This is a genomic window from Brevundimonas sp. UBA2416 (assembly GCF_002343105.1).
Classification (GTDB): domain Bacteria; phylum Pseudomonadota; class Alphaproteobacteria; order Caulobacterales; family Caulobacteraceae; genus Brevundimonas.
Genome location: NZ_DDRM01000036.1, coordinates 54850 through 79203 on the forward strand (window position 1 = coordinate 54850; position 24354 = coordinate 79203).

26 protein-coding genes and 2 riboswitches are annotated in these 24354 nt (G+C 67.7%); of the genes, 11 read left to right on the forward strand and 15 right to left on the reverse strand.

The window, feature by feature from the left end; genetic code table 11:
- Positions 1–68 precede the first annotated feature (68 nt).
- Positions 69–944 carry an oxygen-dependent coproporphyrinogen oxidase gene (gene hemF, locus B3E43_RS10895; RefSeq protein WP_292029363.1) on the forward strand — a complete coding sequence of 292 codons (876 nt, stop codon included), beginning with the start codon at positions 69–71 and terminating at the stop codon, positions 942–944.
- Here the strand turns inward: hemF and B3E43_RS10900 are convergent.
- Positions 910–1623 (reverse strand): glutamine amidotransferase-related protein, encoded by a 714-nt coding sequence (locus tag B3E43_RS10900; RefSeq protein ID WP_292029365.1) that lies wholly within the window; start codon positions 1621–1623, stop codon positions 910–912. The genes hemF and B3E43_RS10900 overlap by 35 nt on opposite strands.
- 73 nt (positions 1624–1696) lie before the next feature.
- Between B3E43_RS10900 and B3E43_RS10905 the strand changes: the two genes are divergently transcribed.
- Positions 1697–2005, forward strand: coding sequence for an antibiotic biosynthesis monooxygenase family protein (locus tag B3E43_RS10905; RefSeq protein WP_292029367.1), 309 nt, complete (start codon positions 1697–1699; stop codon positions 2003–2005).
- 4 nt (positions 2006–2009) lie between these two features.
- Here the strand turns inward: B3E43_RS10905 and rlmJ are convergent, their stop codons facing one another.
- On the reverse strand, positions 2010–2831 hold the full coding sequence (gene rlmJ, locus B3E43_RS10910; protein ID WP_292029368.1) for a 23S rRNA (adenine(2030)-N(6))-methyltransferase RlmJ: 822 nt from the start codon (positions 2829–2831) through the stop codon (positions 2010–2012).
- Positions 2832–2973: 142 nt separating this feature from the next.
- Here rlmJ and B3E43_RS10915 point away from each other — a divergent pair, with 142 nt between their 5' ends.
- A complete protein-coding gene (locus B3E43_RS10915; protein ID WP_292029369.1) occupies positions 2974–3360 on the forward strand; it encodes a hypothetical protein in 387 nt (128 codons plus the stop codon).
- A 3-nt stretch (positions 3361–3363) separates the two neighbouring features.
- Here the strand turns inward: B3E43_RS10915 and B3E43_RS10920 are convergent, their stop codons facing one another.
- The 5 genes from B3E43_RS10920 to ispH all read right to left on the reverse strand — a co-directional run bounded on the left by B3E43_RS10920 (position 3364) and on the right by ispH (position 8083).
- Entirely contained in the window at positions 3364–3816 is a 453-nt protein-coding gene (locus B3E43_RS10920; protein ID WP_292029372.1) for an opioid growth factor receptor-related protein, read from the reverse strand.
- Between the two features lie 5 nt (positions 3817–3821).
- Positions 3822–4868, reverse strand: coding sequence for an L-threonine 3-dehydrogenase (gene tdh, locus B3E43_RS10925; RefSeq protein WP_349677582.1), 1047 nt, complete (start codon positions 4866–4868; stop codon positions 3822–3824).
- An 11-nt stretch (positions 4869–4879) separates the two neighbouring features.
- The gene (locus tag B3E43_RS10930) at positions 4880–6070 is read right to left on the reverse strand and encodes a glycine C-acetyltransferase (protein ID WP_292029376.1); all 1191 of its coding nucleotides are present in this window, start codon (positions 6068–6070) and stop codon (positions 4880–4882) included.
- A gap of 46 nt (positions 6071–6116) precedes the next feature.
- Complete coding sequence (locus tag B3E43_RS10935; RefSeq protein ID WP_292029377.1) at positions 6117–7040, reverse strand: DUF4232 domain-containing protein; 924 nt, start codon at positions 7038–7040, stop codon at positions 6117–6119.
- Positions 7041–7111: 71 nt separating this feature from the next.
- Complete coding sequence (gene ispH, locus B3E43_RS10940) at positions 7112–8083, reverse strand: 4-hydroxy-3-methylbut-2-enyl diphosphate reductase (protein WP_292029378.1); 972 nt, start codon at positions 8081–8083, stop codon at positions 7112–7114.
- Between the two features lie 149 nt (positions 8084–8232).
- Between ispH and B3E43_RS10945 the strand changes: the two genes are divergently transcribed.
- From B3E43_RS10945 to B3E43_RS10980, 8 genes are all read left to right on the forward strand, one after another.
- Positions 8233–8931: a Tat pathway signal sequence domain protein gene (locus tag B3E43_RS10945; protein ID WP_292029379.1), complete on the forward strand. Its 699-nt coding sequence runs from the start codon at positions 8233–8235 to the stop codon at positions 8929–8931.
- Complete coding sequence (argS, locus tag B3E43_RS10950; RefSeq protein ID WP_292029380.1) at positions 8932–10734, forward strand: arginine--tRNA ligase; 1803 nt, start codon at positions 8932–8934, stop codon at positions 10732–10734.
- Between the two features lie 32 nt (positions 10735–10766).
- Positions 10767–11780 (forward strand): adenosine deaminase, encoded by a 1014-nt coding sequence (locus tag B3E43_RS10955; RefSeq protein WP_292029381.1) that lies wholly within the window; start codon positions 10767–10769, stop codon positions 11778–11780.
- Between the two features lie 29 nt (positions 11781–11809).
- Positions 11810–11907: riboswitch (glycine riboswitch) on the forward strand.
- A gap of 4 nt (positions 11908–11911) precedes the next feature.
- Positions 11912–12002: riboswitch (glycine riboswitch) on the forward strand.
- 54 nt (positions 12003–12056) lie between these two features.
- On the forward strand, positions 12057–13172 hold the full coding sequence (gene gcvT / locus B3E43_RS10960; protein WP_292029382.1) for a glycine cleavage system aminomethyltransferase GcvT: 1116 nt from the start codon (positions 12057–12059) through the stop codon (positions 13170–13172).
- A gap of 11 nt (positions 13173–13183) precedes the next feature.
- The gene (gene gcvH / locus B3E43_RS10965; RefSeq protein WP_292029383.1) at positions 13184–13546 is read left to right on the forward strand and encodes a glycine cleavage system protein GcvH; all 363 of its coding nucleotides are present in this window, start codon (positions 13184–13186) and stop codon (positions 13544–13546) included.
- A 30-nt stretch (positions 13547–13576) separates the two neighbouring features.
- On the forward strand, positions 13577–14920 hold the full coding sequence (gene gcvPA / locus B3E43_RS10970) for an aminomethyl-transferring glycine dehydrogenase subunit GcvPA (RefSeq protein WP_292029384.1): 1344 nt from the start codon (positions 13577–13579) through the stop codon (positions 14918–14920).
- A 12-nt stretch (positions 14921–14932) separates the two neighbouring features.
- Positions 14933–16504: an aminomethyl-transferring glycine dehydrogenase subunit GcvPB gene (gene gcvPB / locus B3E43_RS10975; protein WP_292029385.1), complete on the forward strand. Its 1572-nt coding sequence runs from the start codon at positions 14933–14935 to the stop codon at positions 16502–16504.
- A 104-nt stretch (positions 16505–16608) separates the two neighbouring features.
- The gene (locus B3E43_RS10980) at positions 16609–17094 is read left to right on the forward strand and encodes a DUF6789 family protein (protein ID WP_292029387.1); all 486 of its coding nucleotides are present in this window, start codon (positions 16609–16611) and stop codon (positions 17092–17094) included.
- 91 nt (positions 17095–17185) lie between these two features.
- Here the strand turns inward: B3E43_RS10980 and B3E43_RS10985 are convergent, their stop codons facing one another.
- The 8 genes from B3E43_RS10985 to B3E43_RS11020 all read right to left on the reverse strand — a co-directional run bounded on the left by B3E43_RS10985 (position 17186) and on the right by B3E43_RS11020 (position 24313).
- The gene (locus B3E43_RS10985; protein ID WP_292029389.1) at positions 17186–17698 is read right to left on the reverse strand and encodes a F0F1 ATP synthase subunit B; all 513 of its coding nucleotides are present in this window, start codon (positions 17696–17698) and stop codon (positions 17186–17188) included.
- A complete protein-coding gene (locus B3E43_RS10990; protein WP_292029390.1) occupies positions 17698–18291 on the reverse strand; it encodes a hypothetical protein in 594 nt (197 codons plus the stop codon). The genes B3E43_RS10985 and B3E43_RS10990 overlap by 1 nt, the downstream gene beginning before the upstream one ends.
- Positions 18292–18362: 71 nt before the next feature.
- Positions 18363–18587 (reverse strand): F0F1 ATP synthase subunit C, encoded by a 225-nt coding sequence (locus tag B3E43_RS10995; protein WP_056619394.1) that lies wholly within the window; start codon positions 18585–18587, stop codon positions 18363–18365.
- A gap of 59 nt (positions 18588–18646) precedes the next feature.
- A complete protein-coding gene (locus tag B3E43_RS11000) occupies positions 18647–19426 on the reverse strand; it encodes a F0F1 ATP synthase subunit A (RefSeq protein ID WP_292029393.1) in 780 nt (259 codons plus the stop codon).
- A gap of 7 nt (positions 19427–19433) precedes the next feature.
- Positions 19434–19796, reverse strand: coding sequence for an AtpZ/AtpI family protein (locus B3E43_RS11005; RefSeq protein ID WP_292029394.1), 363 nt, complete (start codon positions 19794–19796; stop codon positions 19434–19436).
- A gap of 947 nt (positions 19797–20743) precedes the next feature.
- Positions 20744–21199, reverse strand: a complete 456-nt coding sequence (locus B3E43_RS11010; protein ID WP_292029396.1) for a hypothetical protein — start codon at positions 21197–21199, stop codon at positions 20744–20746.
- 212 nt (positions 21200–21411) lie between these two features.
- The gene (dxs, locus tag B3E43_RS11015) at positions 21412–23322 is read right to left on the reverse strand and encodes a 1-deoxy-D-xylulose-5-phosphate synthase (RefSeq protein WP_292029398.1); all 1911 of its coding nucleotides are present in this window, start codon (positions 23320–23322) and stop codon (positions 21412–21414) included.
- Between the two features lie 121 nt (positions 23323–23443).
- On the reverse strand, positions 23444–24313 hold the full coding sequence (locus tag B3E43_RS11020) for a polyprenyl synthetase family protein (RefSeq protein ID WP_292029536.1): 870 nt from the start codon (positions 24311–24313) through the stop codon (positions 23444–23446).
- Between the last annotated feature and the right edge of the window lie 41 nt (positions 24314–24354).

Genomic DNA, 24354 nt, shown 5'->3' on the forward strand with positions numbered 1-24354 from the left:
GAGATGCGACGGCGGACAGTGGCAGACGGGGGTGGTGCGTCAACGGCCAGACGGACTACAGGAAGCGAATGACCACCGAAGATCTCACCCTCGATCAGAAGAAGACCGAAGCCCGCGCCTGGTTCGAAACCTTGCGCGACCGCATCCACGCCGGCTTCGAGGCGCTGGAGGACGCGGCCCCCTCCGATCTGTTCCCCGGCGAGCCCGGCCGCTTCGTGCGCACGCCCTGGCAGCGGCCGGAGGGCGGCGGCGGCGTCATGGGGATGATGCACGGCCGCCTGTTCGAAAAGGTCGGCGTCCATGTCTCGACCGTCCACGGTACCTTCCCGGCTGACTATGCGAAGACCGTCCCCGGCGCGGCCGAGGACCCGCGCTTCTTCGCCACCGGCATCAGCCTGATCGCCCATCCCGTCAGCCCGCGCGTTCCGGCGGTGCATATGAACACCCGCTTCATCGCCACGACCAAAAGCTGGTTCGGCGGCGGCGGCGATCTGACCCCGGTGCTCGATGCCGACCGGCGTCAGGACCACCCCGACACCCTTTCCTTCCACGCCGCCATGAAGACCGCCTGCGACGCCCACGACCCGAGCTGGCACGCGAAATTCAAGGCCTGGTGCGACGAGTATTTCTTCCTGCCCCACCGCAACGAGCCGCGCGGCACGGGCGGTATCTTCTACGACCACCACGACAGCGGGGACTGGAGCCGCGACTTCGCCTTCACCCGCGACGTCGGCGTGCATTTCCTCGATGCCTACGCCGCCATCGTACGCGGACGGATGGGCGAGCCGTGGACGGAGGCGGAGCGCGAGGAGCAGCTGGTCCGGCGCGGCCGCTATGTCGAGTTCAACCTGCTCTACGACCGCGGCACCATGTTCGGCCTCAAGACCGGCGGCAACGTCGAATCAATCCTCAGCTCGATGCCGCCCGTGGTGAAGTGGCCGTAACGAACGCGCTGATCCACCCGCCCACCGTCGCCCGGTCATCCGCCGCCTTCAGGCTGTCCACCGCCCGCGCCACCAGCGCCGGGTCGATCCGGTCGTGCCGTCCCGCCGTCAGCTCGGTCGCAAACGCCGGGGTGAACTCCGGATGCGGCTGCATCGAGATGGCGTCCTCCCCCCAGGCCAGTCCCGCGAACGGGGTGAAGTCGCTGCGCAGCAAGACGCGGGCGTCCGCCGGCTTCTCGACCACCTGGTCCTGATGCGAGGCGGGAATGGCGACCGTCGCGGCGGCCGGGCTCATCCACGGCTCGGTCGACATGACCTGATAGCGGTGCAGGCCGACGCCCCAGCCCTTGTCCGACTTCTCGACTCGCCCGCCCAGGGCCTGAGCCATGGCCTGATGTCCGAAACAGACGCCGACCAGTTTCGTCCGCCCCTTGGCCGCTCGAATCCAGTCGAGCAGATCGGCGATCCAGCCGTCGGTCTCATTGACGCCCGCAGCGGAGCCGGTGATGATCGCCGCGTCGAACGCTCCCGCGTCCGGCCACTCGCCCGCCTGGACATCGAAGGTCTCGAAGGCGAAGCCGTCGCCCAGCAAATCGCGGAACATCGCCGGATAGTCGCCATGGCCGGAGGCCAGATGCGGAGGCGGCGCGCCGGTCTCCAGGATGGCGATTCGGGTCATTCGGGGCTCCTCGACACAAAAGATATGGGCGATGACGCAAGACGGGGAAAGAGCGGTCGGCTATGGGCGCTCCATGATCGAAGCCGCCCCCGATCCCGTCGTCCTGATCAATGTCTACCGCTGCGAGCCCGGGCGCCTCGATGCGCTGATGGAATTGCTGGCGGTGATGGTCCGGGCCCAGCGCGAGGCAGACGGCTTCCTCTCCGCCACCCTGCACCGCGGCCTGAACGGCAAGGTCGCGGCCGTCCATGCCGTCTGGCGTTCGCGCGAGGACTGGAAGGCGATGGCGCGCAGCCCGGCCGTCAATGCGGCGATGGAGCCGATCATGGCCATCGCCACCTTCGAGCCGCACCTCTACGAGGCGGGCGAGATCATCGAATAACGGCTCAACCCGTCATCCACACCTCGGACCGGGCCCCGTCGCCGCCCAGCGCCGACGCGACCCAGCCGCAGACCTCGTTCGCCGCCGCCTCTGCGCCCGGCGGCGGGTTCAGCACCACCACCGCGCAGCCGTTCATCTTCATCGGATCTGTCAGCGGCCGCAGCCGGGCCTCGGCGACCAGCATCCGCTTGATTCCCGCCTGATCCAGCCGGCGCAGGAAGCCGTCAAACGTTTCCATGTCCTTCAAGGGCGTCCAGATCGCCACCGTCGCCCGCGGATCGGCCCGCGCGATGGCGGCAGCCGTGTCGGCGGCGCGATTGTAGTCGTCCGGCTGTTCGAACGGCGGATCGATCAGCACAAAGGCGCCGGTCGCCTCCGCCGCCCAGGTCCGCGCCTGGTCATAACCGTCGCCGCCCTGCGCCATGGCTTGCGGAAACGCCTCCAGGGCCTCGGTCAGCAAATCCAGCACGGGCGGATGCAACTCAAATCCGACATAGCGGTCGTCCTCGCCCAGCCGCCCGGCGATCAGCAGGGGGGAGCCCGGATAGAAGGTCACACCGCCCTCCGGATTGAGCCGCCCCACCTCCGCCGCCAGCGCCTCGATCAATGGCGGCCTGTCGGCGGCGGCCATCAACCGGGCGATGCCGGCCTCAGCCTCCTTCGACCGCGCCGCATCACCGGTCAGGTCGTACAGCCCGGCCCCGGCATGGGTGTCGATCACGCTGACCGGCCCCTGCGCCCGCCGCCGCTCCAGCAGCCAGAGCAGAAGGGCGTGCTTGACGATGTCGGCGAAATTTCCGGCGTGAAAGCTGTGGCGATAGTTCATCGCCCTGCCCTCTCGCGACCCGGCCCGCGGGTCAAGGGGAACCGTTCGGCGCGCCCGGTTTGCGCCCCTGGGCTGAATCGGATGTAACTTGAGCCTTGGAGAGAACGGCGGTTTACGACCGTCCTTCGTTGGAGGGACCAGCATGTTCGTATCGAATAATTTCCTGCGCCTTGGCGCGCTGTCGGCTCTGGTCGGGATGTCGCTGGGCGTCTGGATGGGGGCCAATCAGGAATTCGTGCTGCGCCCGGTGCATGCCCACATCAACCTGATCGGCTTCGCGTCGATGATGCTGTTTGGCCTGTTCTACCGGGTCTTTCCGGCCGCCGGTCGGGGCTGGATGCCGATCACGCATTTCGTACTGTCAGTCATCGGCTTCCTGATCCTGATGCCGTCCCTGACACTGATGCTGCTGGGCAGGCCCCTGTTCGTGCCGGGGATGATCGCGTCGGAGATCATGCTGGTGGCGTCGATCGCCCTGTTCGTCGTCATCGTCTTCAAGGCGACGATGGCGAAGGACGCGTCCGCCTGATCCTCAGGCCGTAGCCCAGTAGCCGCGACTGCGGGCGCTGACCGGCGCCTGCGTCGCGTCCACCCGCGTCATGATCAACGCATGGAAGGCATCGGCCTCTGCGTCGCCGACGAGCAAACGCAGCGACCGGATGATCCGGGTGATGCGCCGATGGTTGTGATCGTTGGGCATCAACCAGTCGTGGGTCGTCTGGTAGAAGGCGGCCATTCGGTCGGTCGCTGCGCCCATGGCCATCGGCGCCAGTTCGGAGACGCGGATGGCCTGGATCTCGTCCGGCGTCAGCACCGGTGAATCGGGCACGGCCGAAGACGGTTCCGGCAGGGGGAACAGCCACTGGATGAAGTCGTGCGTCCGCTCCAGGGCCACGTCGTTCATGGACAGGACGTCGAATATGGTGCGCCCGCGGGCGTCCGTCCCCTCGCCTTCCAGAAACAGCACGATGGGCCGGGCGACCATGCCGATCAGTCCTGGGCCGCCTTGTCCCAGTTGAGCACGACCTTGCCCGACTGGCCCGACCGCATGGCCTCGAAGCCCTCCTGATAGCGGTCGTAGCTCATCTGGTGGGTGATCAGCGGCTGCAGATCGAGCCCGGCCTTGAGCAGGCCCAGCATCTTGCGCCAGGTCGTGAACATCTCGCGGCCGTAGACGCCCTTGATGGTCAGGGCCTTGAGGATGATCGCGCCCCAATCGGTCTCCATCGGCCTCGACGGAATGCCCAGCATGGCCATGCCGCCGCCCATGATGAGGGTATCGACGCATTGTTTGAAGGCGATCGGCGACCCCGACATCTCCAGCGCCACGTCGAAGCCGACCTTGAGGCCCTGCTCGTGCATCACGTCGCGAAGGTCCTCGCGGGTCGTGTTCACGGTTCGGACGCCCGGCGCGACCTTCTGGGCCAGCTCCAGGCGGAAGTCGTTGATGTCGGTCAGGACGACGGTGCGGGCGCCGGCGTGGCGGGCGACGGCGGCGGCCATCATGCCAATCGGGCCGGCTCCGGTGACCAGCACGTCCTCGCCCAGCAGATCGAACTGCTGCGCCGTGTGCACAGCATTGCCGAACGGGTCGAGGATCGAGCCTATCTCGTACGGAACATCGTCCGGCAGCTCGATGACATTGAAGGCCGGAGCCACGACGAACTCGGCAAAGGCGCCCTGACGGTTCACGCCGATGCCGCGGGTGTCGGGGTCGAGGTGGAAGTGACCCGCGCGGGCCGCTTCCGAGTTCAGGTCGATGACATGCCCCTCGGCCGAGACGCGCTGGCCGATCTTCAGGCGGCGGTCGACGTCCTTGCCGATGGAGACGATTTCGCCGGCAAACTCATGGCCGGTGATCATGGGGACGGGAACGTTCTTCTGGCTCCATTCGTCCCAGTTCCAGATGTGGATGTCGGTGCCGCAGACGGCGGTGCGGTGCACCCGGATCAGGACGTCCTCGGGTCCGGCTACGGGGATCGGCGCGTCGATCAGCTCAAGGCCGATTTCGGGCCGGGTCTTGGCCAGGGCCTTCATGGTGTCAGCCATCAGATAACTCCCAATTCGCGGCCGGCCGTCGTGAAGGCCGCGACCGTTTGATCAATCTGTTCGAAGGTGTGCGCCGCCGACATCTGGGTGCGGATGCGGGCCTGGCCGCGCGGCACCACCGGGAACGAAAAGCCGATGACATAGACGCCGAGCTCGAGCGCGCGAGCGGCGAAATCCTGGGCCAGTTTGGCATCGCCCAGCATGACCGGAATGATCGGGTGCTCGCCCGGCAGCAGGGTGAAACCGGCGTCTGTCATGGCGGCGCGGTAGCGAACGGCGTTGGCGAACAGTTGCTTGCGCAGGGCGTCGCCCTCCTCGCCGCCGGCGATGCGGATGGCTTCGAGGCTGGAGCCGCAGACGGCCGGGGCCAGGGCGTTGGAGAACAGATACGGCCGCGCCCGCTGCTTCAGCAGCGAAACCACCTCGGAGGTCGCGCAGATGAAGCCGCCCATGGCCCCGCCCAGCGCCTTGCCGAAAGTGCCGGTCAGGAAATCGATCTCGACCCCGTGGTGCGCATAGGACCCGCGCCCCTGCGGACCGAGGAAGCCGGTGGCGTGGCAGTCGTCGACCATGATCAGGGCGCTGTACCTGTCGGCCAGCGCCCGGATGTCCTTCAGCTTCGCGATATAGCCGTCCATCGAGAATGCGCCGTCGGTGGCGATGACGATCTCGCGCGCGCCGTCGGCCCGGGCCTGTTTCAGCTGGGTCTCGAGGTCGTCCATGGCCGAATTAGCGAAGCGGTACCGCTTGGCCTTGCACAGCCGGACACCGTCGATGATCGAGGCGTGGTTCAGACTGTCGGAGACGATGGCGTCCTCGGCCCCGAACAGGGGTTCGAAGATACCGCCGTTGGCGTCGAAGGCGGCGGCGAACAGGATTGTGTCCTCGAAGCCGAGATAGTCGGCCACCGATCGCTCCAGTTCCTTGTGGATCTCCAGCGTGCCGCAGATGAAGCGCACGGAGGCGGTGCCCGCGCCCCATTTCTGTTGCGCCTCGATCCCGGCCTGCGTCACCCGCTCATCGCCGGCGAGGCCCAGATAGTTGTTGGCGCAGAAGTTGAGGACGTCGCGGCCGCCGACCCTGATCACCGGTCCCTGACGGGAGGCGATGACCCGCTCGGGCTTGGTCAGACCTTGGGAATCGATGTCGGCGAGTTCCGCGCGGACGCGGTCATGAAAACTGGCTGTCATGCGCGCTCCGCTACGCCGTTTCCGGCCGCGTTTGAACCCCCCGACGTCAAGTCGAGGCGGCAGGGGCGGGTTCCGGCGTCGGCTCGGCGACTGGCCGGAACGGGCTGACCCGGATGCGTCCGCCGCAGGGCGTAAAGGTCTGGGCCAGCGAGACCGGGGAGCTATCGCCGGGAGCCGTCATCCGGATACGGGTGGCGGACGGGCAGCTCGTCTCGCCGTTTCCTTCGTTCGGCACCACATTCCAGGCGATGTCGAAGAAGGCCTTGCCCTGCGGCGCCAGTTCAACCGGCGACGGGGTTTGTCCCTGGCGGAAATAACTGCCCAAGGTCTGGTCGGCGCGAATGGCGGTCAGGTTCCGGCCCTGCCGGTCCTGGAGCACCACGGTCGGATAGCCGGTCAGGCTGCAGGCCTGGGCGCCAACGTTCTGGACCCCGAGGATCGAGACCCGGTTGCCGGCTCCGGCGTCGCCGCCGTCCGCGGACAGTCTCAACTGGGGGCCGAGGCACGGAGCCGCCACGGGAAGCACCCCGCCCGGCGCGGGCTGGGGTCCGGGAACCGGGCCGGGTGCGACGGGGCCGGAAGACGGACGGCTGCACCGTTCCAGCACGGCCACGCCGACATCCTCATTGGGGCCCAGACGGCTGAGGGTGGCGCTCTCCGAGCCGTCGCGGGTGGCGCTCCACCACTCCAGGCCGGACCCGGCATAGCGGGCCCCGGAGGCCGACTGGACCGTGCGCAATGTGTAGCTCTGACCCTTGTAGGTCAGCTGGGCCGTCGCCGTGTCGGAATAGCCGACGGTGACCGACTGTCCGCTTTCGCAAGCGTAGCTCACGGGCGGCGCCGGCGTTCCCGCGGTCTCCGGCGACGGTGTGACGGGGGCCGGCGGTGCCTCGGCCTCGGGAGAACAGGCCGCCGCCGCGAACATGGTGAGAGCTGAAACGGCAGTGCAGGCTGAGCGAATGCGGCGCATGGGGGTGTCCCGTGGTGAGCAGGTTCAACGCCAGCGAACGGCAAAGGCTCCGCTTGCGCAAGGCCCGCGGTTCAGGCCGTGAGAAGACGGGGCAGTTTGAAGGTCACGGTCTCGCGCTCGCCTGCGTCCTCGATCACATCGGCGTCGAAGCGGGCCCGCACCGCATCGACCAGCTCCTCGATCAGCCGTTCCGGCGCAGAGGCTCCGGCGGTGATCCCGAGCGTCGAGACCCCCTCCATCCACGACCAGTCGACCTGACCGGCGTCGTCCACCAGCCGGGCATCTTTCGCCCCGGCGCGCATGGCCACCTCGACCAGCCGCACGGAGTTCGACGAATTCTTCGATCCGACCACCAGCACCAGGTCGCAACCCTGACCCAGTCGCTTCACCGCCTCCTGCCGGTTGGTGGTGGCGTAGCAGATGTCTTCCTTGTGCGGGTCCGGCAGCTCGGGGAAGCGGCGCTTCAGGGTGGCCAGGATTTCCGCGGTATCATCGACCGAAAGGGTGGTCTGGGTGGCGTAGGCCAGGGGCGCATCGCCGGGGCGCTGAAAGGCCTCCGCGTCCGTGACCGTCTCGATCAGGCTGATGGCGTCTGGCGGCAGCTGGCCCATGGTGCCGACCACCTCCGGGTGGCCGGCGTGGCCGATCAGGACGATGTGGCGGCCGGCAGCATGATGGCGCTCGGCCTCGACGTGGACCTTGGAGACCAGCGGGCAGGTGGCGTCGAGGTACAGCATCTCCCGCGCCCGGGCCGTCGCCGGCACCGACTTGGGCACGCCGTGGGCCGAAAAGACCACCGGCCGGTCGTCCGGGCAGTCGTCCAGTTCCTTGACGAAGACAGCGCCCATGGCCTTCAGCCGCTCAACGACATGGCGATTGTGGACGATCTCATGCCGGACATAGACAGGCGCCCCGTATTTCTCGATGGCGCGCTCCACGATCTGGATGGCGCGATCGACGCCAGCACAGAACCCCCGCGGTGTGGCCAGACGAACGGTCAAGGGAAGCTTTGCGGGCGGCCGGAGAGGCGCATGGACGGTCATGTGCGGAACCTAGTCGTTCGAGGCCGTGCTCGCCACTGCGTTTCAGGCTCGCGCGGGTTTGCCGCGCCTCTGTTTAGCCGCTATCAGCAACCAGCGTGCGCCCCGCGTCGGGCTGTCGCCGCACCTCCTCGTTTCCGGAAGAATATTCGATGCGTCGCGTCCTCAAGGTTTCCCTGGCCTCGGCCCTCGCCGCCGCTGCCGTCGCGATGGTGGTCGTTCCGACCGCCGCCAGCGCCCAGTATCCGCAAGGCCAGCAAGGCCGACCGGGCCAAGGCTCCCGACCCGAGCAGGATCCCCAGGCGACTGAAGGGGACCGCCCGCGCCCGCCGCGCATCGCGCCCCTGCGCCGCAGCGCCGCCGCCGGCCCCTGCCCCTATGTGAAGGTGCTGTACGATGCCGCCCGCTATGTCGAACTGACCGGTGACCGTGTGACCATGGCCAACGTCGGCTTCACCGGCGAAATCGAGGGTCTGGTTTCGGATTGCTCATATCAGTCGGACCAGCCGATCACTGTACAAACCCGAGTGCAATTCAACCTGGGGCGCGGGCCGCAGGCGCAGGGCGACGGCCGCACCTATCGCTACTGGATCGCCGTGACCGAGCGGAACCGCGCGGTGCTGGCCAAGGAATATTTCGACCTGCCCGTCAATTTTCACGGGGCGACCACCACCACCGTCACCCAGGACCAGACCATCGTCATCCCGCGCGCCGCGGCGACCACAAGCGGCGACCATTTTGAAGTCCTGGTCGGCTTTGACGTCACGCCCGCGATGGCCGAGTTCAATCGCAACGGCAACCGTTTCCGCGTCAACGCCGGGACCGGCGCCGCCCAACCGCCGGCGCAGTAAATGACCGATCTCAGGACTGTTCTGGGCGAAGCGGTCGGAGCCGCCTTCGCCGCCGAAGGCGTGGACGCCGGTCTGGCAAAGGTCACGACCTCGGACCGTCCCGACCTGGCCGACTTCCAGTCCAACGGCGCGCTCGCCGCCGCCAAGGCGCTAAAGGCCAATCCGCGGGAACTGGCGGCCCGTGTCGCCGAGCGACTGAAGAACGATCCTCGCCTGTCGTCGGTCGAGGTCGCCGGGCCGGGCTTCATCAACTTCAGGCTGGCCGACAGCGCCCTGGCGACCCGCGCCGCCGCGGTCGCCGCAGATAAAGCCCACGCCGGCGCCTCCGTGGTCGAAGCGCCGCGCAAGGTGGTGATCGACTTCGCCGGTCCGAACGTCGCCAAGCCGATGCACGTCGGCCACCTGCGCAGTTCCATCATCGGCGAAAGCCTGAAGCGGATCTTCCGCTTCAGGGGCGACAGCGTCTGGGGCGACGCCCATTTCGGCGACTGGGGCTTCCAGATGGGCCTGCTGATCGTCGCCCTAGGCGACGAGGGCAGGGCCGACGGTTTCCTCGTGGAAGGCGACGGGCCTTTCCCGGCGGAAAGCCCGGTGTCGCTCGAGGACCTCGAACGCCTCTACCCGGCCGCCGCTGCCATGGCCAAGGAAGACGCCGGCTTTCGCGACCGCGCCCGCAAGGCGACCGCGGAATTGCAGGGTGGCCGTCCCGGCTACCGCGCCCTCTGGGCCCATTTCGTCGCCGTCAGCCGCACGGCGCTGGAACGCGAGTTCGGCGCCCTGGGCGTGACCTTCGACCTGTGGAACGGCGAGAGCGACGCCGATCCGGTGATGGCCGAGATGATCGCTCATCTGGAGGCCACCGGTCTGCTGGTCGAGGACGACGGCGCCCGGGTGGTGCATGTCGCCAAGCCGGGTGAGATGCGGAAGAAAAAGCTGGCCGACGGCTCGGTGATCGAGGTGCCCAGCCCGCCGCCGCTGCTGGTGATCAGTTCGGAAGGGTCGGCCATGTACGGCACGACCGACCTCGCGACCATCCTGGATCGCCGCAAGGCGATTGATCCCGATCTCATCCTGTACGTCGTCGACGAACGCCAGGCGGAGCATTTCGAACAGGTGTTCCGGGCAGCCTACCTCGCCGGCTACGCCGCCGAAGGGTCGCTGGACCACCTGGGCTTCGGCACCATGAACGGGCCGGACGGCAAGCCCTTCAAGACCCGCGCGGGCGGCGTCCTGAAGCTGCACGACCTGATCACCATGGCGGTCGACAAGGCCCGCGAGCGGCTGCATGAGGCAAAGCTCGGCGATGACCTGCCCGAGGCCGAGTTCGAGGCCATCGCCCACAAGGTGGCGGTCGCGGCGCTCAAATTCGCCGACCTGTCAAACAGCCGGACCACAAGCTACGTTTTCGACCTCGACCGCTTCATGAGCTTCGAGGGCAAGACCGGGCCGTACCTGCTCTACCAGGCCGTCCGCATCAAATCCCTGCTGCGCAAGGGCGCTGACCAGGGCGCTACGCCCGGCCCCATCGTCGTGGTCGAGCCCGCCGAGCGCGATCTGGCCCTGACGCTGGACGCCTTCTCCCAAGCCGTGGCCGAGGCCTATGACAAGCGCATGCCGCATGTCATCGCGGAGCACGCCTACCGGCTGGCCCAGAGCTTCTCGAAATTCTACGCCGCCTGTCCGGTGCTGATCGCGCCGGACGAGGCGACGCGGGGCTCGCGTCTGACCCTGTCGAAGGCGGCGCTGGATCAACTGGAAACAGCCCTGAACCTGCTGGGAATCGACACGCCGGAGCGGATGTAGGCTAGACTGGAGGCTCGCTTCAGGAGCTGTCCATGTCGCTCGACGCCTATATCGCTGGCCTGCCCAAGGCGGAACTGCATCTCCATATCGAGGGCAGCCTCGAGCCCGAACTGATGTTCGAACTGGCCCGGCGCAACGGCGTGGCCATTCCGTTCGACAGCGTCGAGGCCGTCCGCGCGGCCTATGATTTTTCCAACCTGCAGGACTTCCTCGACATCTATTACGCCGGGGCGAACGTCCTGCTGACGCGTCGGGATTTCGAAGATCTGGCCTTCGCCTATTTCGAGCGCGCGGCGGCGGACAATGTGCGTCACGCCGAGATCTTCTTCGACCCGCAGACCCACACCGACCGGGGCGTGCCGTTCGAGGTCGTGGTCGAGGGGCTGGTCGCCGGCATGGAACGGGCGAAAACCGAACTGGGCGTCACCTCGGGCCTGATCCTCAGCTTCCTGCGGCACCTCAGTGAGGCGGAGGCCTTCGCCACGCTCGAGGCCGCCACACCCTATCTGCGCCATTTCGTTGGCGTCGGACTGGATTCGTCGGAGGTCGGCCACCCGCCATCCAAGTTCGAAAGGGTCTTCGCCGCCGCCGGCGAACTGGGCCTGAAGCTCTGCGCCCACGCCGGCGAGGAAGGCCCTCCGGCCTATGTCCGGGAGGCATTGGACCTCCTGCACATCGACCGGATGGATCACGGCAACCGGTCGATGGAGGACGAGGCCCTGATCCAGCGGCTGGCGGCGTCGCAGATGACGCTGACGGTGTGTCCGCTCTCGAACCTGAAGCTCTGCGTGGTGAAGGACCTGAAGGACCATCCCGTGCCCGAGATGCTGCGGCGCGGCCTGCACGTCACCCTGAACTCGGACGATCCCGCCTATTTCGGCGGCTATGTGAACGAGAACTACCGCCAGCTGGCGCAGGCCGTGGGTCTGACGCGGGAGCAGGTGACGCAGTTGGCGATCAACAGTTTCGAAGGGTCGTTCCTGGCCGAACCTGACAAGGCGGCCCGGATCGCCGAAGTCGAGGCCTGGGCCGCCCGTTCCGCTTGACTCACGGCCAGAGTCGGGGCCTAGGTCCGATCGCTCTCGCGGGAGAGATCGGCGCCTTTTCGGAGGCTCCGGAGCCGAAGGCGCAACCGCCCCGGAAACGCTCAGGCAAACGGACCGCGAGGACATACGGACGCTGGAAAGTCGCCCCCCGTTCGTGGGATCCATGGGCGCGCCGACGGAGCAAGCGGGGAACCGCGGAATCTCTCAGGCTTCAGGACAGCGGGGGCGCGAGGACGGCGGAGCTTTCCGCCCCAGTACGCGACTCTGAAGGCCGACATGACCGACGAAATCCTCAAGACCACACCCCTCAACGCCGCGCACCGCGCCCTCGGAGCTCGCATGGTCGGCTTCGGCGGCTATGACATGCCGGTGCAGTACGAGGGCGTGTTGGCCGAGCACCGCTGGACCCGCGAACACGCCGGCCTGTTCGACGTCTCGCACATGGGCCAGTGCAAGATCACCGGCGAGGACGCCACGGCTCAGTTCGAGCGTTTCGTCCCCGGCGACTATGCGATCCTCAAGGCGGGCCGGCAGAAATACAGCCTGCTGCTGAACGCCGAGGGCGGGATCATGGACGACCTGATGGCTGGCCGCCCCGACCATGACGGCCTCTATGTCGTGGTCAACGCCGGCAACAAGGACGCCGACTTCGCCTTCCTCAAGGCGAACCTGTCCGGCGACGCCAAGTTGACGGTGCTTGCCGACCGCGCCCTGATCGCCATCCAGGGCCCGGAGGCCGCGGAGGTCATGGCCGCCCACGAGCCGCTTCTGGCCGAGATGGGCTTCATGGATTGCGCGCGCCTGATGCTGTTCGGCTGCGACTGCTTCATCTCCCGCTCGGGCTACACAGGCGAGGACGGTTACGAGATTTCCGTGCCGGCCGACCAGGCCGAGCGCGTCTGGACCACGATCCTGAAGGACGCCCGCGTCAAGCCGATCGGCCTCGGCGCCCGCGACAGCCTGCGCCTCGAAGCCGGCCTGCCCCTGCACGGCCACGACATCGACCCCTCGACCAGCCCGGTCGAGGGTGCCCTCACCTTCGCCCTGTCCAAGTCGCGCAAGGAGCGCGCCGACTTCAACGGCGCCGCCCGCATCCTGAAGGAACTGGCCGACGGCCCGTCGCGTGTCCGCGTCGGTCTGAGCGTCAAGGAAGGCGCCCCGGCCCGCGAAGGCGCCGAGATCGCCGACATGGACGGAAAAGTCATCGGCAATGTGACCTCGGGCGGCCCCTCGCCGACGCTGGGCCGCAACATCGCCATGGGCTATGTCCCGCCGGAATTCGCCGATCTGGGCACGGAGCTGAAGGTCATCGTGCGCGGAAGGCCCGCCGCCGCCGAGGTCGTCGCCATGCCCTTCGTCGCCCAACGCTACTATCGCAAACCGAAAGCCTGAGGATCGGACCGATGCATTTCTCCAAGGATCACGAGTGGGTTCAGTTCGACGGCGACATCGCCACCGTCGGCATCACCAAATTTGCCGCTGACGCCCTGGGCGACGTGGTGTTCGTCGAGACGCCGGACGCCGGCAAGACCGTCTCCAAAGGCGACAGCTTCGCCGTCGTCGAGAGCGTCAAGGCGGCCTCGGACGTCTACGCCCCCGTCTCGGGTGAAGTGATTGAGGGCAATGCCGCCCTCGCCTCCGCCCCGGAAACCGTCAACGCCGATCCCGAAGGCGAAGGCTGGTTCGCCAAGATCAAGGTGTCCGATGCCTCGACCGACGGCCTGATGGACCGCGCCGCCTACGACGCCTTCCTCGCCACCCTCTAAGCCCTTCCCTCCCGCACGGATCTCCCCGCCATGCGCTACCTGCCGCTAACGCCCGACGACCGCTCCGCCATGCTGGCGGCCATCGGGGCCAAATCCATCGATGACCTGTTCGTGGACGTGCCCGAGGCGGCCCGGCGCGACGGCTTCGTCGACCTGCCGCGCGTGGCGGGCGAACTGGAGGTCGAGCGGGCTCTGGGGGCCATGGCGGCCAAGAACGCCTCGGCGGGCTCCGTGCCCTTCTTCTGCGGCGCCGGCGCCTACAAGCACCATGTGCCGGCAACCGTGGACCATGTGATCCAGCGGTCGGAGTTCCTGACCAGCTACACACCCTACCAGCCGGAAATCGCCCAAGGCACGCTGCAGTATCTGTACGAGTTCCAGACCCAGGTCGCGAACCTGACCGGCATGCCGGTGGCCAACGCCAGCCTCTATGACGGTTCGACCGCCATGGCCGAGGGCGTGCTGATGGCGACCCGCGTGACCCGTCGGAACAAGGCGGTGATCTCGGGCGGCGTGCATCCTCACTATGTCCGGGCCACCGAGACCGTGGTCCATGCCGTCGGCGTCGAGACCCAGGTCCTGCCCGCCGCCGTGGACGCCGAAGCGGACGTCATCGCGCAGATCGGGCCCGACACCGCCTGCGTCGTCGTTCAGACCCCGAACGTCTTCGGCACGGCGACCGATGTGACGAAGATCGCCGAAGCCGCACACGCCGCCGGCGCCCTGCTGATCGTCGTGGTCACCGAGGCCGTGTCGATGGGCCTGCTGAAGTCGCCGGGCGAAATGGGGGCAGACATCGTCGCCGCCGAAGGCCAGTCGATCGGCAACGCCCTCAACTTCGGCGGCCCCTACGTCGGCCTGTTCGCCTGCCGCGAAAAGCTGGTCCGCCAGATGCCCGGCCGCCTGACCGGCGAGACGGTCGACGCTGACGGCAAGCGCGGCTTCGTCCTGACCCTGTCGACCCGCGAGCAGCACATCCGCCGCGACAAGGCGACGTCGAACATCTGCACCAACTCGGGCTTGTGCACACTGGCCTTCACCATCCACATGAGCCTGCTCGGCCAGACGGGGCTGCGGAAGATGGCCCTGCTGAACCACGAGAAGGCGCTGGCGACCCGCGATGCGCTGGCGGCCATCCCGGGCGTCGAGGTTCTGACCCCGCGCTTCTTCAACGAGTTCGCCGTTCGGCTGCCGAAGCCCGCCGCCGAGGTGGTCGAACAGCTGGCCCAGCTCCGCATTCTCGCGGGCGTGCCCTACAACCGCCTCGCCCCCGACGCCGGCATGGACGACGTTCTGCTGGTCGCGGCGACCGAGATGACCACGGACGGCGACATCAAAATCCTGGCGAGCGCGCTCGCCAAGGCCTGCGCGTAAGGAGCCGGGACCATGAGCACGATGAACACCGTCGGCCGCCCGACCACGCCGAACCGCGTCGAGAGCAAGCCCGCCACCCTGACCGGCGCGCGCGGCCTGCTGCAGGACGAACACCTGATCTTCGAGAGCGACGGTTGGGGCAAGACCGGCGTCGATCTGCCGGACCCGAAGACGAACGGTTCTGATCTGGGCGATCTCGTCCGCAAGGATCCGATCGGTCTGCCGGGCCTCTCCGAGCCCGAGACGATGCGCCACTATGTGCGGCTGTCGCAGAAGAACCACGCCATCGACCTGGCCATCTATCCGCTCGGCTCGTGCACGATGAAGCACAACCCGCGCCTCAACGAGAAGATGGCGCGCCTGCCGGGCTTCTCCGACATCCACCCGCTGCAGCCGACGTCTACCGTTCAGGGCGCGCTGGAGCTGATGGACACCCTTGCGCACTGGTTGAAGACCCTGACCGGCATGCCGGCGGTGGCCCTGTCGCCCAAGGCGGGTGCCCATGGCGAGCTGTGCGGCCTGATGGCCATCCGCGCCGCCCACGAGGCCTCGGGCCAGCATGAGCAGCGCCGCAAGGTGCTGGTGCCGACCTCGGCCCACGGCACCAATCCGGCCACCGCCGCCTTCGTCGGCTACACCGTCGTGGAAGTGGCCCAGACCGACGATGGCCGCGTCGATGTGGCCGATCTGGCGTCCAAGTTGGGCGACGACGTCGCGGCCATCATGGTGACCAATCCGAACACCTGCGGCCTGTTCGAACGCGACATCCTCGAGATCAGCCGTCTGACGCATGAGGCCGGGGCCTATTTCTACTGCGACGGGGCCAATTTCAACGCCATCGTCGGCCGGGTCCGCCCGGGCGATCTGGGCGTCGATGCCATGCACATCAACCTGCACAAGACCTTCTCGACGCCGCACGGCGGCGGCGGTCCGGGTGCGGGTCCGGTGGTGCTGTCGGAAGCCCTGGCGCCGTTCGCGCCGGCTCCATGGGTCGTGCATGACGCCGACGGCTACCGCCTGATCGAGCGCGAGGAAGACGAGGCCGCCCAAGCCTTCGGCCGCCTGTGCGCCTTCCAGGGCCAGATGGGCATGTACACCCGCGCCCTCAGCTACATGATGAGCCACGGTTCGGACGGCCTGCGTCAGGTCGCCGAGGACGCCGTGCTGAACGCCAACTACATCAAGGCCCGGCTGTCGGACCTGATGAGCGCGGCCTTCCCGGACGGCCCGTGCATGCACGAGGCCCTGTTCGACGACGAATGGCTGAAGGGCACTGAGGTGACCACGCTCGACTTCGCCAAGGCGATGATCGACGAGGGCTTCCACCCGATGACCATGTATTTCCCGCTGGTCGTCCACGGCGCCATGCTGATCGAGCCGACCGAGACGGAGTCCAAGCAGGAGCTGGACCGCTTCATCCACGCCATGCGGGCGCTGGCCGAGGCGGCCAAGGCCGGCGACGTCGACCGGTTCAAGGGGGCCCCCTTCCATGCGCCGATGAAGCGTCTGGACGAAACCCGCGCCGCCCGCTCGCCGGTGCTGCGCTGGACCGCGCCCGAGGGCTCGAACATCGCCGCCGAATAGCGACTGACCGCCAACACGGCAAAGTGAACGCCGCCTGCGCCAGCAGGCGTATGCTTCTCCCTGCGTAGTCTGAGCCACAACAAGCGTTGGGAGGCGCTGCGGTCATGATGTCACGCGTACAAAAGGGGATGATCGCCGGCCTCGCCGCGACCATCGCAGTATCGGTCCTCGAAGCCGCCAATCTGTTTTTCGGTCCCTGGGCGGCCAGTTTCCCTCGATTGCTTTCGGTCATGTTGCAGATGCCCGACCTGCTGGCCGCGGGTTGGGTCGCCCACTTGCTTGTCGGGGCCTTTGTTCTGGGACCGCTCTTCGGTGTGCTGTGCCCCCGGTTGCCGACGGATACGCCGGAGTCCAAGGGCATTCTGTTCGCCGTGGGAGCCTTTATCGTCATGGGTCTGACGGTCGCTCCGGCCGTGGGCATGCTGGGAGGACGCCCGGTCGGCATCTTCTTCATGCAGGCCGGGTTCGGAACCCTCGCCTGGATGATCGCCAGCCACGCCATCTACGGCATCGTCCTTGGCAGCGTTTACGGCCGGCTGGTCGAGCGCGCCAGGCGGGCGCATACGCCCAACGGCGCACCGGCGCATTGACGACAAAGGCCCCGCCGGCGACCGGCGGGGCCTTTGATCTCTTACCGATCCGCGCTCAACCCGCGAGCCGCCGCGCAGCGAGCGCGCCCGACTAGTTCAGCCGCGTGCCGATCTGGGCGGTGGCGGCGTCGAGCAGGGGGTCGGATTTCTGGCCGGCCAGACGGGCGGCGAGGATCTGTTCGGCGGCGCGGGCCGCAAGGTCGGCGGCCGCTGTCTTGACCTCGGTCACGGCCTGGGCCTCGGCCTGGGCGATGCGGCGCTCGGCGAGGGCCTGACGGCGGGCCAGGGTCTCTTCCAGCTTGGCCTTGGCCTCGACTTCCATCAGGCGGGCGTCCGCCTCGGCGGCAGCAAGCATTTCAGCCGCCTGGGCCTCGGCCTCGGCCTTCTCGGCGCGAATCTGGACCAGCAGGGCCTCGGCTTCGGCGCGCAGACGGGCGGCCTCGTCGAGCTCGGACTGGATCTTGGCGGCCTTGGCGTCGAGCACGCCGGCGACCAGTTTCGGCACGCCCGCGATCACGACGATCACGAAAAAGGCGATCAGACCGACGGCGACCCAGAGTTCCGGGTTGGCCAGGTCGTAGAGGTGGGGGTTGAAGAATTCCATCAGGCGGCGCCCTTCACGGCGGCAGCGGCTTCGGCGGTGGTCGGCGCCTTGCCGGTGAGGCGTTCGACGATGGCGGCGGCGGTTTCCGAAGCAATCGTGGCGACGTTGGTCATGGCGGCGTCGCGGGTCTTGCCGATGGCGGCCTCGGCCTCGGCGATGCGGGCCGAAACGACGGCCTCCTCGGCGGCGGCGCGGGCATTGGCCTCATCGGTGACGCGGGCCTTGGCGGCTGCGGCGGTGGCGCGCGACGAGGCGCGAGCCTCCTCGACCTCAGCCTTGGCGGCTTCGGCCTGACCGGCAGCTTCGGCCTGGACCTGACGCGCGGTCTGCACTGCCGTCGAAATGGTCGAGCTGCGCTCGTCAAACACGCGGCGCATGCGCGGCGCGAAGATTTTCGCGATCAGGAAATACAGGATCGCGAACAGGAAGATCAGATAAACGATCTGCCCGAACCAGTGCTGGAACTCGAACTGGGGCAGGCCGCCCGACTCGTGTTCACCGCCGTGGGCGGCTTCGGTCGTGGCGTGCGTGTCCTCAACCGCGACAGGAGGGGTCGCGTCTTCGGGCATGACGGGTTGGGCTTGAACGGTCATCGGTCGCCTGGTGGTAGGTCTGGAGGGTCGTCAGCCGGCGGCGCGAACCGGGTTCGCGCCGCCGAAGCCGATTACGAAATCCAGATCAGGATGCCCATGACGAAGGCCAGGATGCCCAGGGCTTCGGCCAGAGCCGCGCCCACGAACAGGTTGCCGATTTGCGAACCGGCGGCCGACGGGTTGCGCAGGGCGCCCGCGAGGAACTGGCCGAAGATGTTGCCGACGCCGATGCCGGCGCCGATCATGCCGCACATCGCGATGCCGGCGCCAATGAGTTTAGCGGCTTGGGGATCCATGGTCTTAATCCTGTAGGTCTGGGTTTGGTTGGGTTTGGTTGGAACGAACTGGTCGCGGCCTAGTGGCCGTCGCCCAGGTTGACCACATCGTTGAGGTAGATGCAGGTCAGAACAGCGAAAACGAAGGCCTGAAGGAAGGCCACGAGGAACTCGAGCGCGGTCAGGCCGATGGTCATGCCCAGCGCGAGCGGGAAGATCAGGATGCCGAACCAGCCGGCGGCGCCGACAACGGCCGTGGCGACGAAGCCCGCGAACACCTTCAGGGCGATGTGGCCGCCCATCATGTTGCCGAACAGACGAAGCGTGAGGGTCAGCGGGCGCAGCAGGAAGGAGAAGAACTCGATCAGGCCGACGACGGGCCGCATCACCAGCGGCGCGCCGGTGGGCCAGAACAGCTTCAGGAAGTTGGCGCCGTTCTTCACCAGGCCGACGATCACCACCAGGCCGAAGGTGATCAGACCGAAGGTCGCCGTCACCGCCAGCTGCGAGGTGGCGGTGAAGCTGAGGAACATGCCCAGCAGGTTCATCGCGAGGATGAAGGTGAAGACGGTGAAGACGAACGGGAAATATTTCTTGCCGTCATGACCGATGATCGACTCGGTCAGGCCGTCAATCATGCCGAACAGGGTCTCGCCCACGGCCTGGGTGCGGCCCGGAACGACCTTGGCGTTGGAGGTCACCAGATGCAGGAATGCGACGACCATCAGGAAGCCGAGAGTCATCGCGAGATGGGAATTGGTGAAGGCCAGATGCACCGTCCCGACGACGGGCAGGGTCACTTCGCCGAAATCCAGACCCGGAAGCGGCTTAACCTGAAACTGATATAGCGGATCGGCCATATGGCGATCAGGCTCCCTGGTCTTCGTCGTCATCGAAGGGAACCGACTTCGGCTCCCCGTACTTTTTTGCCTCGGCCATCAGACGCTGCGCCGTGCGCCACGCCATCCATACCGATACGCCGAAGCCCAGCAGGACTCCGCCGATAAGGCCCACCGGCGAGGTGCCGGCGAAATGGTCGACCCCGAAGCCCAACGCGAGGCCTACGAAGACGCCGCCGAACAGGTCGGCGATGATCTTCCAGGCCTGTCCCGCCGCCGCCTGTCCCGCCGCCTCGTGAGAGAGCGGCGGAGCCGTGCGCGCCTCCAGATCGGATGCGCTGTCGGCGAGGCGTTTGATCGCCTCTTCGCGCGATTCCGGTGGAAGGGACATAGGGGCCTCAGCGCCTCTCCGCTGACGTCGAAAGACGGGCGTCGAGGAGGGTCTGAATTCGGCGCGGAACCTATAGGGGCGACCCCGATTGGTCAAGGCGATCAGGTGACTCATTAGTCTTTTGATATCTCAAGGGATTGTTACGTCCGTACCGGGGTGTGACGTTATGTTCGTTCGTCCATACCAGCGGCAGGCCGATCGAGGGGAGACCACAGGCGCGCGCGTGCTGCCGGGCCTTCCATTTCTTGAAGACGAAAACACGGTGAAGGTCGCGGAACCGCCGCTCGAGGTCTGCGATCATGGCGGCGCGCTCCTCGGGCGGTATCGCCGGGCCAGGGTCAGGACGGGGTTGGCGGGCTCTGGGCATGCGGTCTCCTGGAGGGTTGGAGGATTGCGGACAGCCGTCTTCTCCGCGCTGTTTTGCAGGGCGGTTGCGGGAGGCATGGCGGAGCGCCCGGGCCTTCGCCCGGATGAGGAGACAGAATTACCGTTTCGGCGAAAGACAGGCGCTCCGCGCAGTCGGTCTTGCGGAAGCTTGCGTCGGGTGGCCGTATTCGGGCCTTACCGCAGCGCCTCCGGCGGGCAGGTCGGGCGACGAACCCGATCCCTGGAACGACCTGGGTATCCCCCCCGGTCCTCCACCCCGGCCGGCCGACCCTTAGGAGGTCACCGGATCCGGTCCGGCCTCCCTGCTTGCGCAGCGAGATCCCGCTCCATCCGCTCCCGCCGCCGCTTCGGATCGCCGGCCGAGCGAGCCTCCCTGCGACGGGACGGGGGGAGTCTAGGACGGGGTCTTCCTATGGCGGGTTCGTGACGCTGCATTTTTTTGAAAGTGCGCGAAGTCAGTGGGTTGGCGGCGCGGGATATGCTGACAATCGGTGGATTGTCAGCATGATTTTCTGTCTCCTCCCTGTCGCGAAGCGATGGGGAGGAGACGGTGGGGCTGCCTATTCCGACTCATCCACCGGGGCGGCGTCCGCGGGTGTCGCCGGGGTCGGACCCAGGGCGTCGGCGGCGGCCTGGCAGCGCAGGCCGGCATAGAGGCCGTTCAGATAGTACCAGCGGTGGCGGACGGCGGCGGCCTCGGCCTCCTTGCGTTCGCGCTCGGGGGCGGTCAGGGCGTCGGCGCCGGCGATGGCGAGGCCGGCTCCGGGAATCACCATGGAGGCGCCGGCGCGAGCGACACCGCCGAGGCGGCCGAACAGCCCGCCACCGGGTTCGCCGCCCATGGCCTCGCTGAGCCGGGCCGCTTCTTCGGATACGACGGCGCAGCTCATGCCAACGTCGGTGGCGCGGATGGCCTCAATGGGGCCCGACGGCCGGACCTCAGGCTCCTGCGCCCAAACGGGTGAAACGGCACCCAGACCGAAGGCTATGGCGGCGCAAGCGGCAACGGACTTCATGATACTCAACCCTCAAAGCCCCGCGAAGGAACGGGTGGGAGGGATGGCGGTTGCGTTCTCCCTCCCCTTCATCGGGAGGGACGGCGAGGCGCAGCCGAGCCCGGGTGGGGAACGCCAGTCTCGATCCGGCGGAGCCCGGCTTCGCAGTTCCCCACCCTGTCGTCGCTTCGCGCCGACATCCCTCCCCATGAAGGGGAGGGAGAACGTGGTGCTTACGCCCTCACCGCCCGCGTCGCTTCAACCCCGAGCGCCTGCAGCGCCGCGGCGGCGATGTGGTCGGCGTTGAGGCCGGCGGTGGCGTACATGGCGGCGGGATTGTCCTGATCCTGGAAGACGTCGGGCAGACAAAGGGTGCGGATCTTCAGGCCCGCGTCGAGCGCGCCCTTGTCGGACAGGAGCTGGAGCACGAAGGCGCCGAAGCCGCCCATGGCCCCCTCCTCCACCGTGATCAGGCATTCGTGCTCACGGGCCAGACGCAGGATCATGTCGGCGTCCAGCGGCTTGGCGAAGCGGGCGTCGGCGACGGTCGCCGAGACCCCGCGGGCGGCAAGCGCATCGGCGGCCTTGAGCGATTCCTGCAGCCGGGTGCCAAGCGAGAGGATGGCGACGGTCGTGCCCTCGCGGACAATGCGGCCCTTGCCGATCTCCAGCGGGGCGGCGAGCTCGGGAATCTCGATCCCGACGCCGTCGCCGCGCGGATAGCGGAAGGCGGAGGGGCGGTCATCGATCTCGAGGCTGGTGGCGATCATGGCGGCCAGATCGGCCTCGTCGGCGGCGGCCATCAGCACCATGCCCGGCAGCGCCCCCATGAAGCCGATGTCGAACGAACCGGCATGGGTGCAGCCATCGGCGCCGACCAGACCGGCGCGGTCCATGGCGAAACGCACCGGCAGGGACTGGATGGCCACATCGTGGACGACCTGGTCGTAGCCGCGCTGGAGGAAGGTCGAATAGATGGCGCAGACCGGCTTCATCCCGTCGGCGGCGAGGCCGGCGGCGAAGGTGACGGCGTGCTGTTCGGCGATGCCGACGTCATAGGTGCGGGTCGGGAAGGCCTGGCCGAACAGGTCCAGCCCGGTGCCCGAGGGCATGGCGGCGGTGATGGCCACGATGGTCGGGTCCAGCTGCGCGCGCTTGATCAGCTCGGTCCCGAAGACCTTGGTATAGCTGGGGGCATTGGAGGCGGCCTTGGCCTGTTTGCCGGAGATGACGTCGAATTTCGCCACGGCGTGCAGCTTGTCGGCGCTGGATTCGGCGGGGGCGTAGCCCTTGCCCTTCTGGGTCACGACATGGACCACCACCGGACGGTCGGTGATGGCGGCGGCGTTCTTCAGGATGGGGACCAGGTTGTCCATGTCGTGGCCGTCGACCGGCCCGACATAGTAGAAGCCCAGCTCCTCGAAGAAGGTGCCGCCGACGATCATGCCGCGGGCGTATTCCTCCGCCTTGCGGGCCGCGTTGCGGAACGGGCGCGGCAAGTGTTCGGCGACCGACTTTCCGAAGCGGCGGAAATTACGATAGGCGCCGCCCGAGACCTGTTTGGCCAGATAGGCGCTCATGCCGCCGACCGGCGGGGCGATCGACATGTCGTTGTCGTTGAGAATGACCATGAGCTGGCCATTGGTCGTCTCGGCCGCGTTGTTCATGGCCTCATAGGCCATGCCGGCGGACATGGAGCCGTCGCCGATGACGGCCACGACGCGGTTCTTTTCGCCCTTCTGGTCGCGCGCGGCCGCGAAGCCGAGGGCGGCGCTGATCGAGGTCGAGGCGTGGGCGGCGCCGAAGGGGTCGTATTCGCTCTCGCTGCGCTTGGTGAAGCCCGACAGGCCGCCGGGCTGGCGCAGGGTGCGGATGCGGTCGCGCCGACCGGTGAGGATCTTGTGCGGATAGCACTGGTGGCCGACGTCCCAGATCAGGATGTCCTTCGGCGTCTCGAACACATGGTGCAGGGCGACGGTCAGCTCGACCACGCCAAGGCCGGCGCCGAGATGGCCGCCGGTGACGGAGACAGCGTCGATGGTCTCGGCCCGCAGCTCGTCCGCCAGCTGGCGCAGCTGGGGAATGTCGAAGTCCCGCGTGTCGGCGGGGACATGGACCTGGTCGAGGAGCGGGGTGTCTGGCATGCGGGCGGTTCGTACCTAAGCCTTTGGTCTTCCAACACGCTGTAGCGCATTTCGCTGCGATGCGGGCCGACGTGATCTGATTTTTCGCTGCGGGGCCGCCGCAGCCCCCCCCCGGAACGACTCAGGACCGGCGGTGGAGGACGTAGTCTACACTGGCCTTGAGGATGTCCGCGTCGGGACCGAAGAGATCGAGGTGGGCGCGGGCCTGGTCGGCGAGGTGCGCGACCCTGTGCCGCGCCTGGTCGACGCCCAGCAGGGTGACGAAATTGGTCTTGCCGCGGGCGGCGTCCTTGTTGGCGGCCTTCCCGAGGATGTCCTCGTCGCCCTCGACGTCCAGCAGGTCGTCGACGATCTGGTAGGCCAGGCCGATGTCGTGGGCGAAGCTGGTCAGGGCCTGACGATGGATCTCGCGGGCGCCGGCGATGATCAGGGGAATCTCGAAGGCGTAGGTGAACAGTGCCCCGGTCTTGAGGCGCTGCATGCGGGCCACGCCGCCGAGGTCGTCGCGGACGCCCAGCAGGTCGATCATCTGGCCGCCGGCCATGCCGCGCGCGCCACTGGCCAGCGACAGGCGGGCGGCCAGCTCGCAGCGGACGGCGGGATCGTCGTGGGTGTCCTCGTGCAACAGGATGTCGAACGCCGCCGTCTGCAGCGCGTCGCCGGCGAGGACGGCGGTGGCCTCGTCATAGGCCTTGTGCACCGTGGGACGGCCGCGGCGGACGTCGTCGTCGTCCATACAGGGCAGGTCGTCATGGACCAGGCTGTAGGCGTGGACGCATTCGAGGGCGCAGGCGGCCCGCAGAACGGGCCGTTCCTCGATGTCGAACAGATTGGCGGCCTCAAGGGCGAAGAAGGGGCGCAGCCGCTTGCCGGGGCCGAGGGCGGCGTAGCGCATGGCCTCGGTCAGGCGCGATTCGGGGCCGTCGGCGCGCGGCAGGAGCTCGTCGAGGGCGACAGTGACCAGATCGGCGATCTCGGCCACCCGGTCGATGACGCCCTGCTCCGGCGAATTGGCGGCGAGGACCGTCGCTG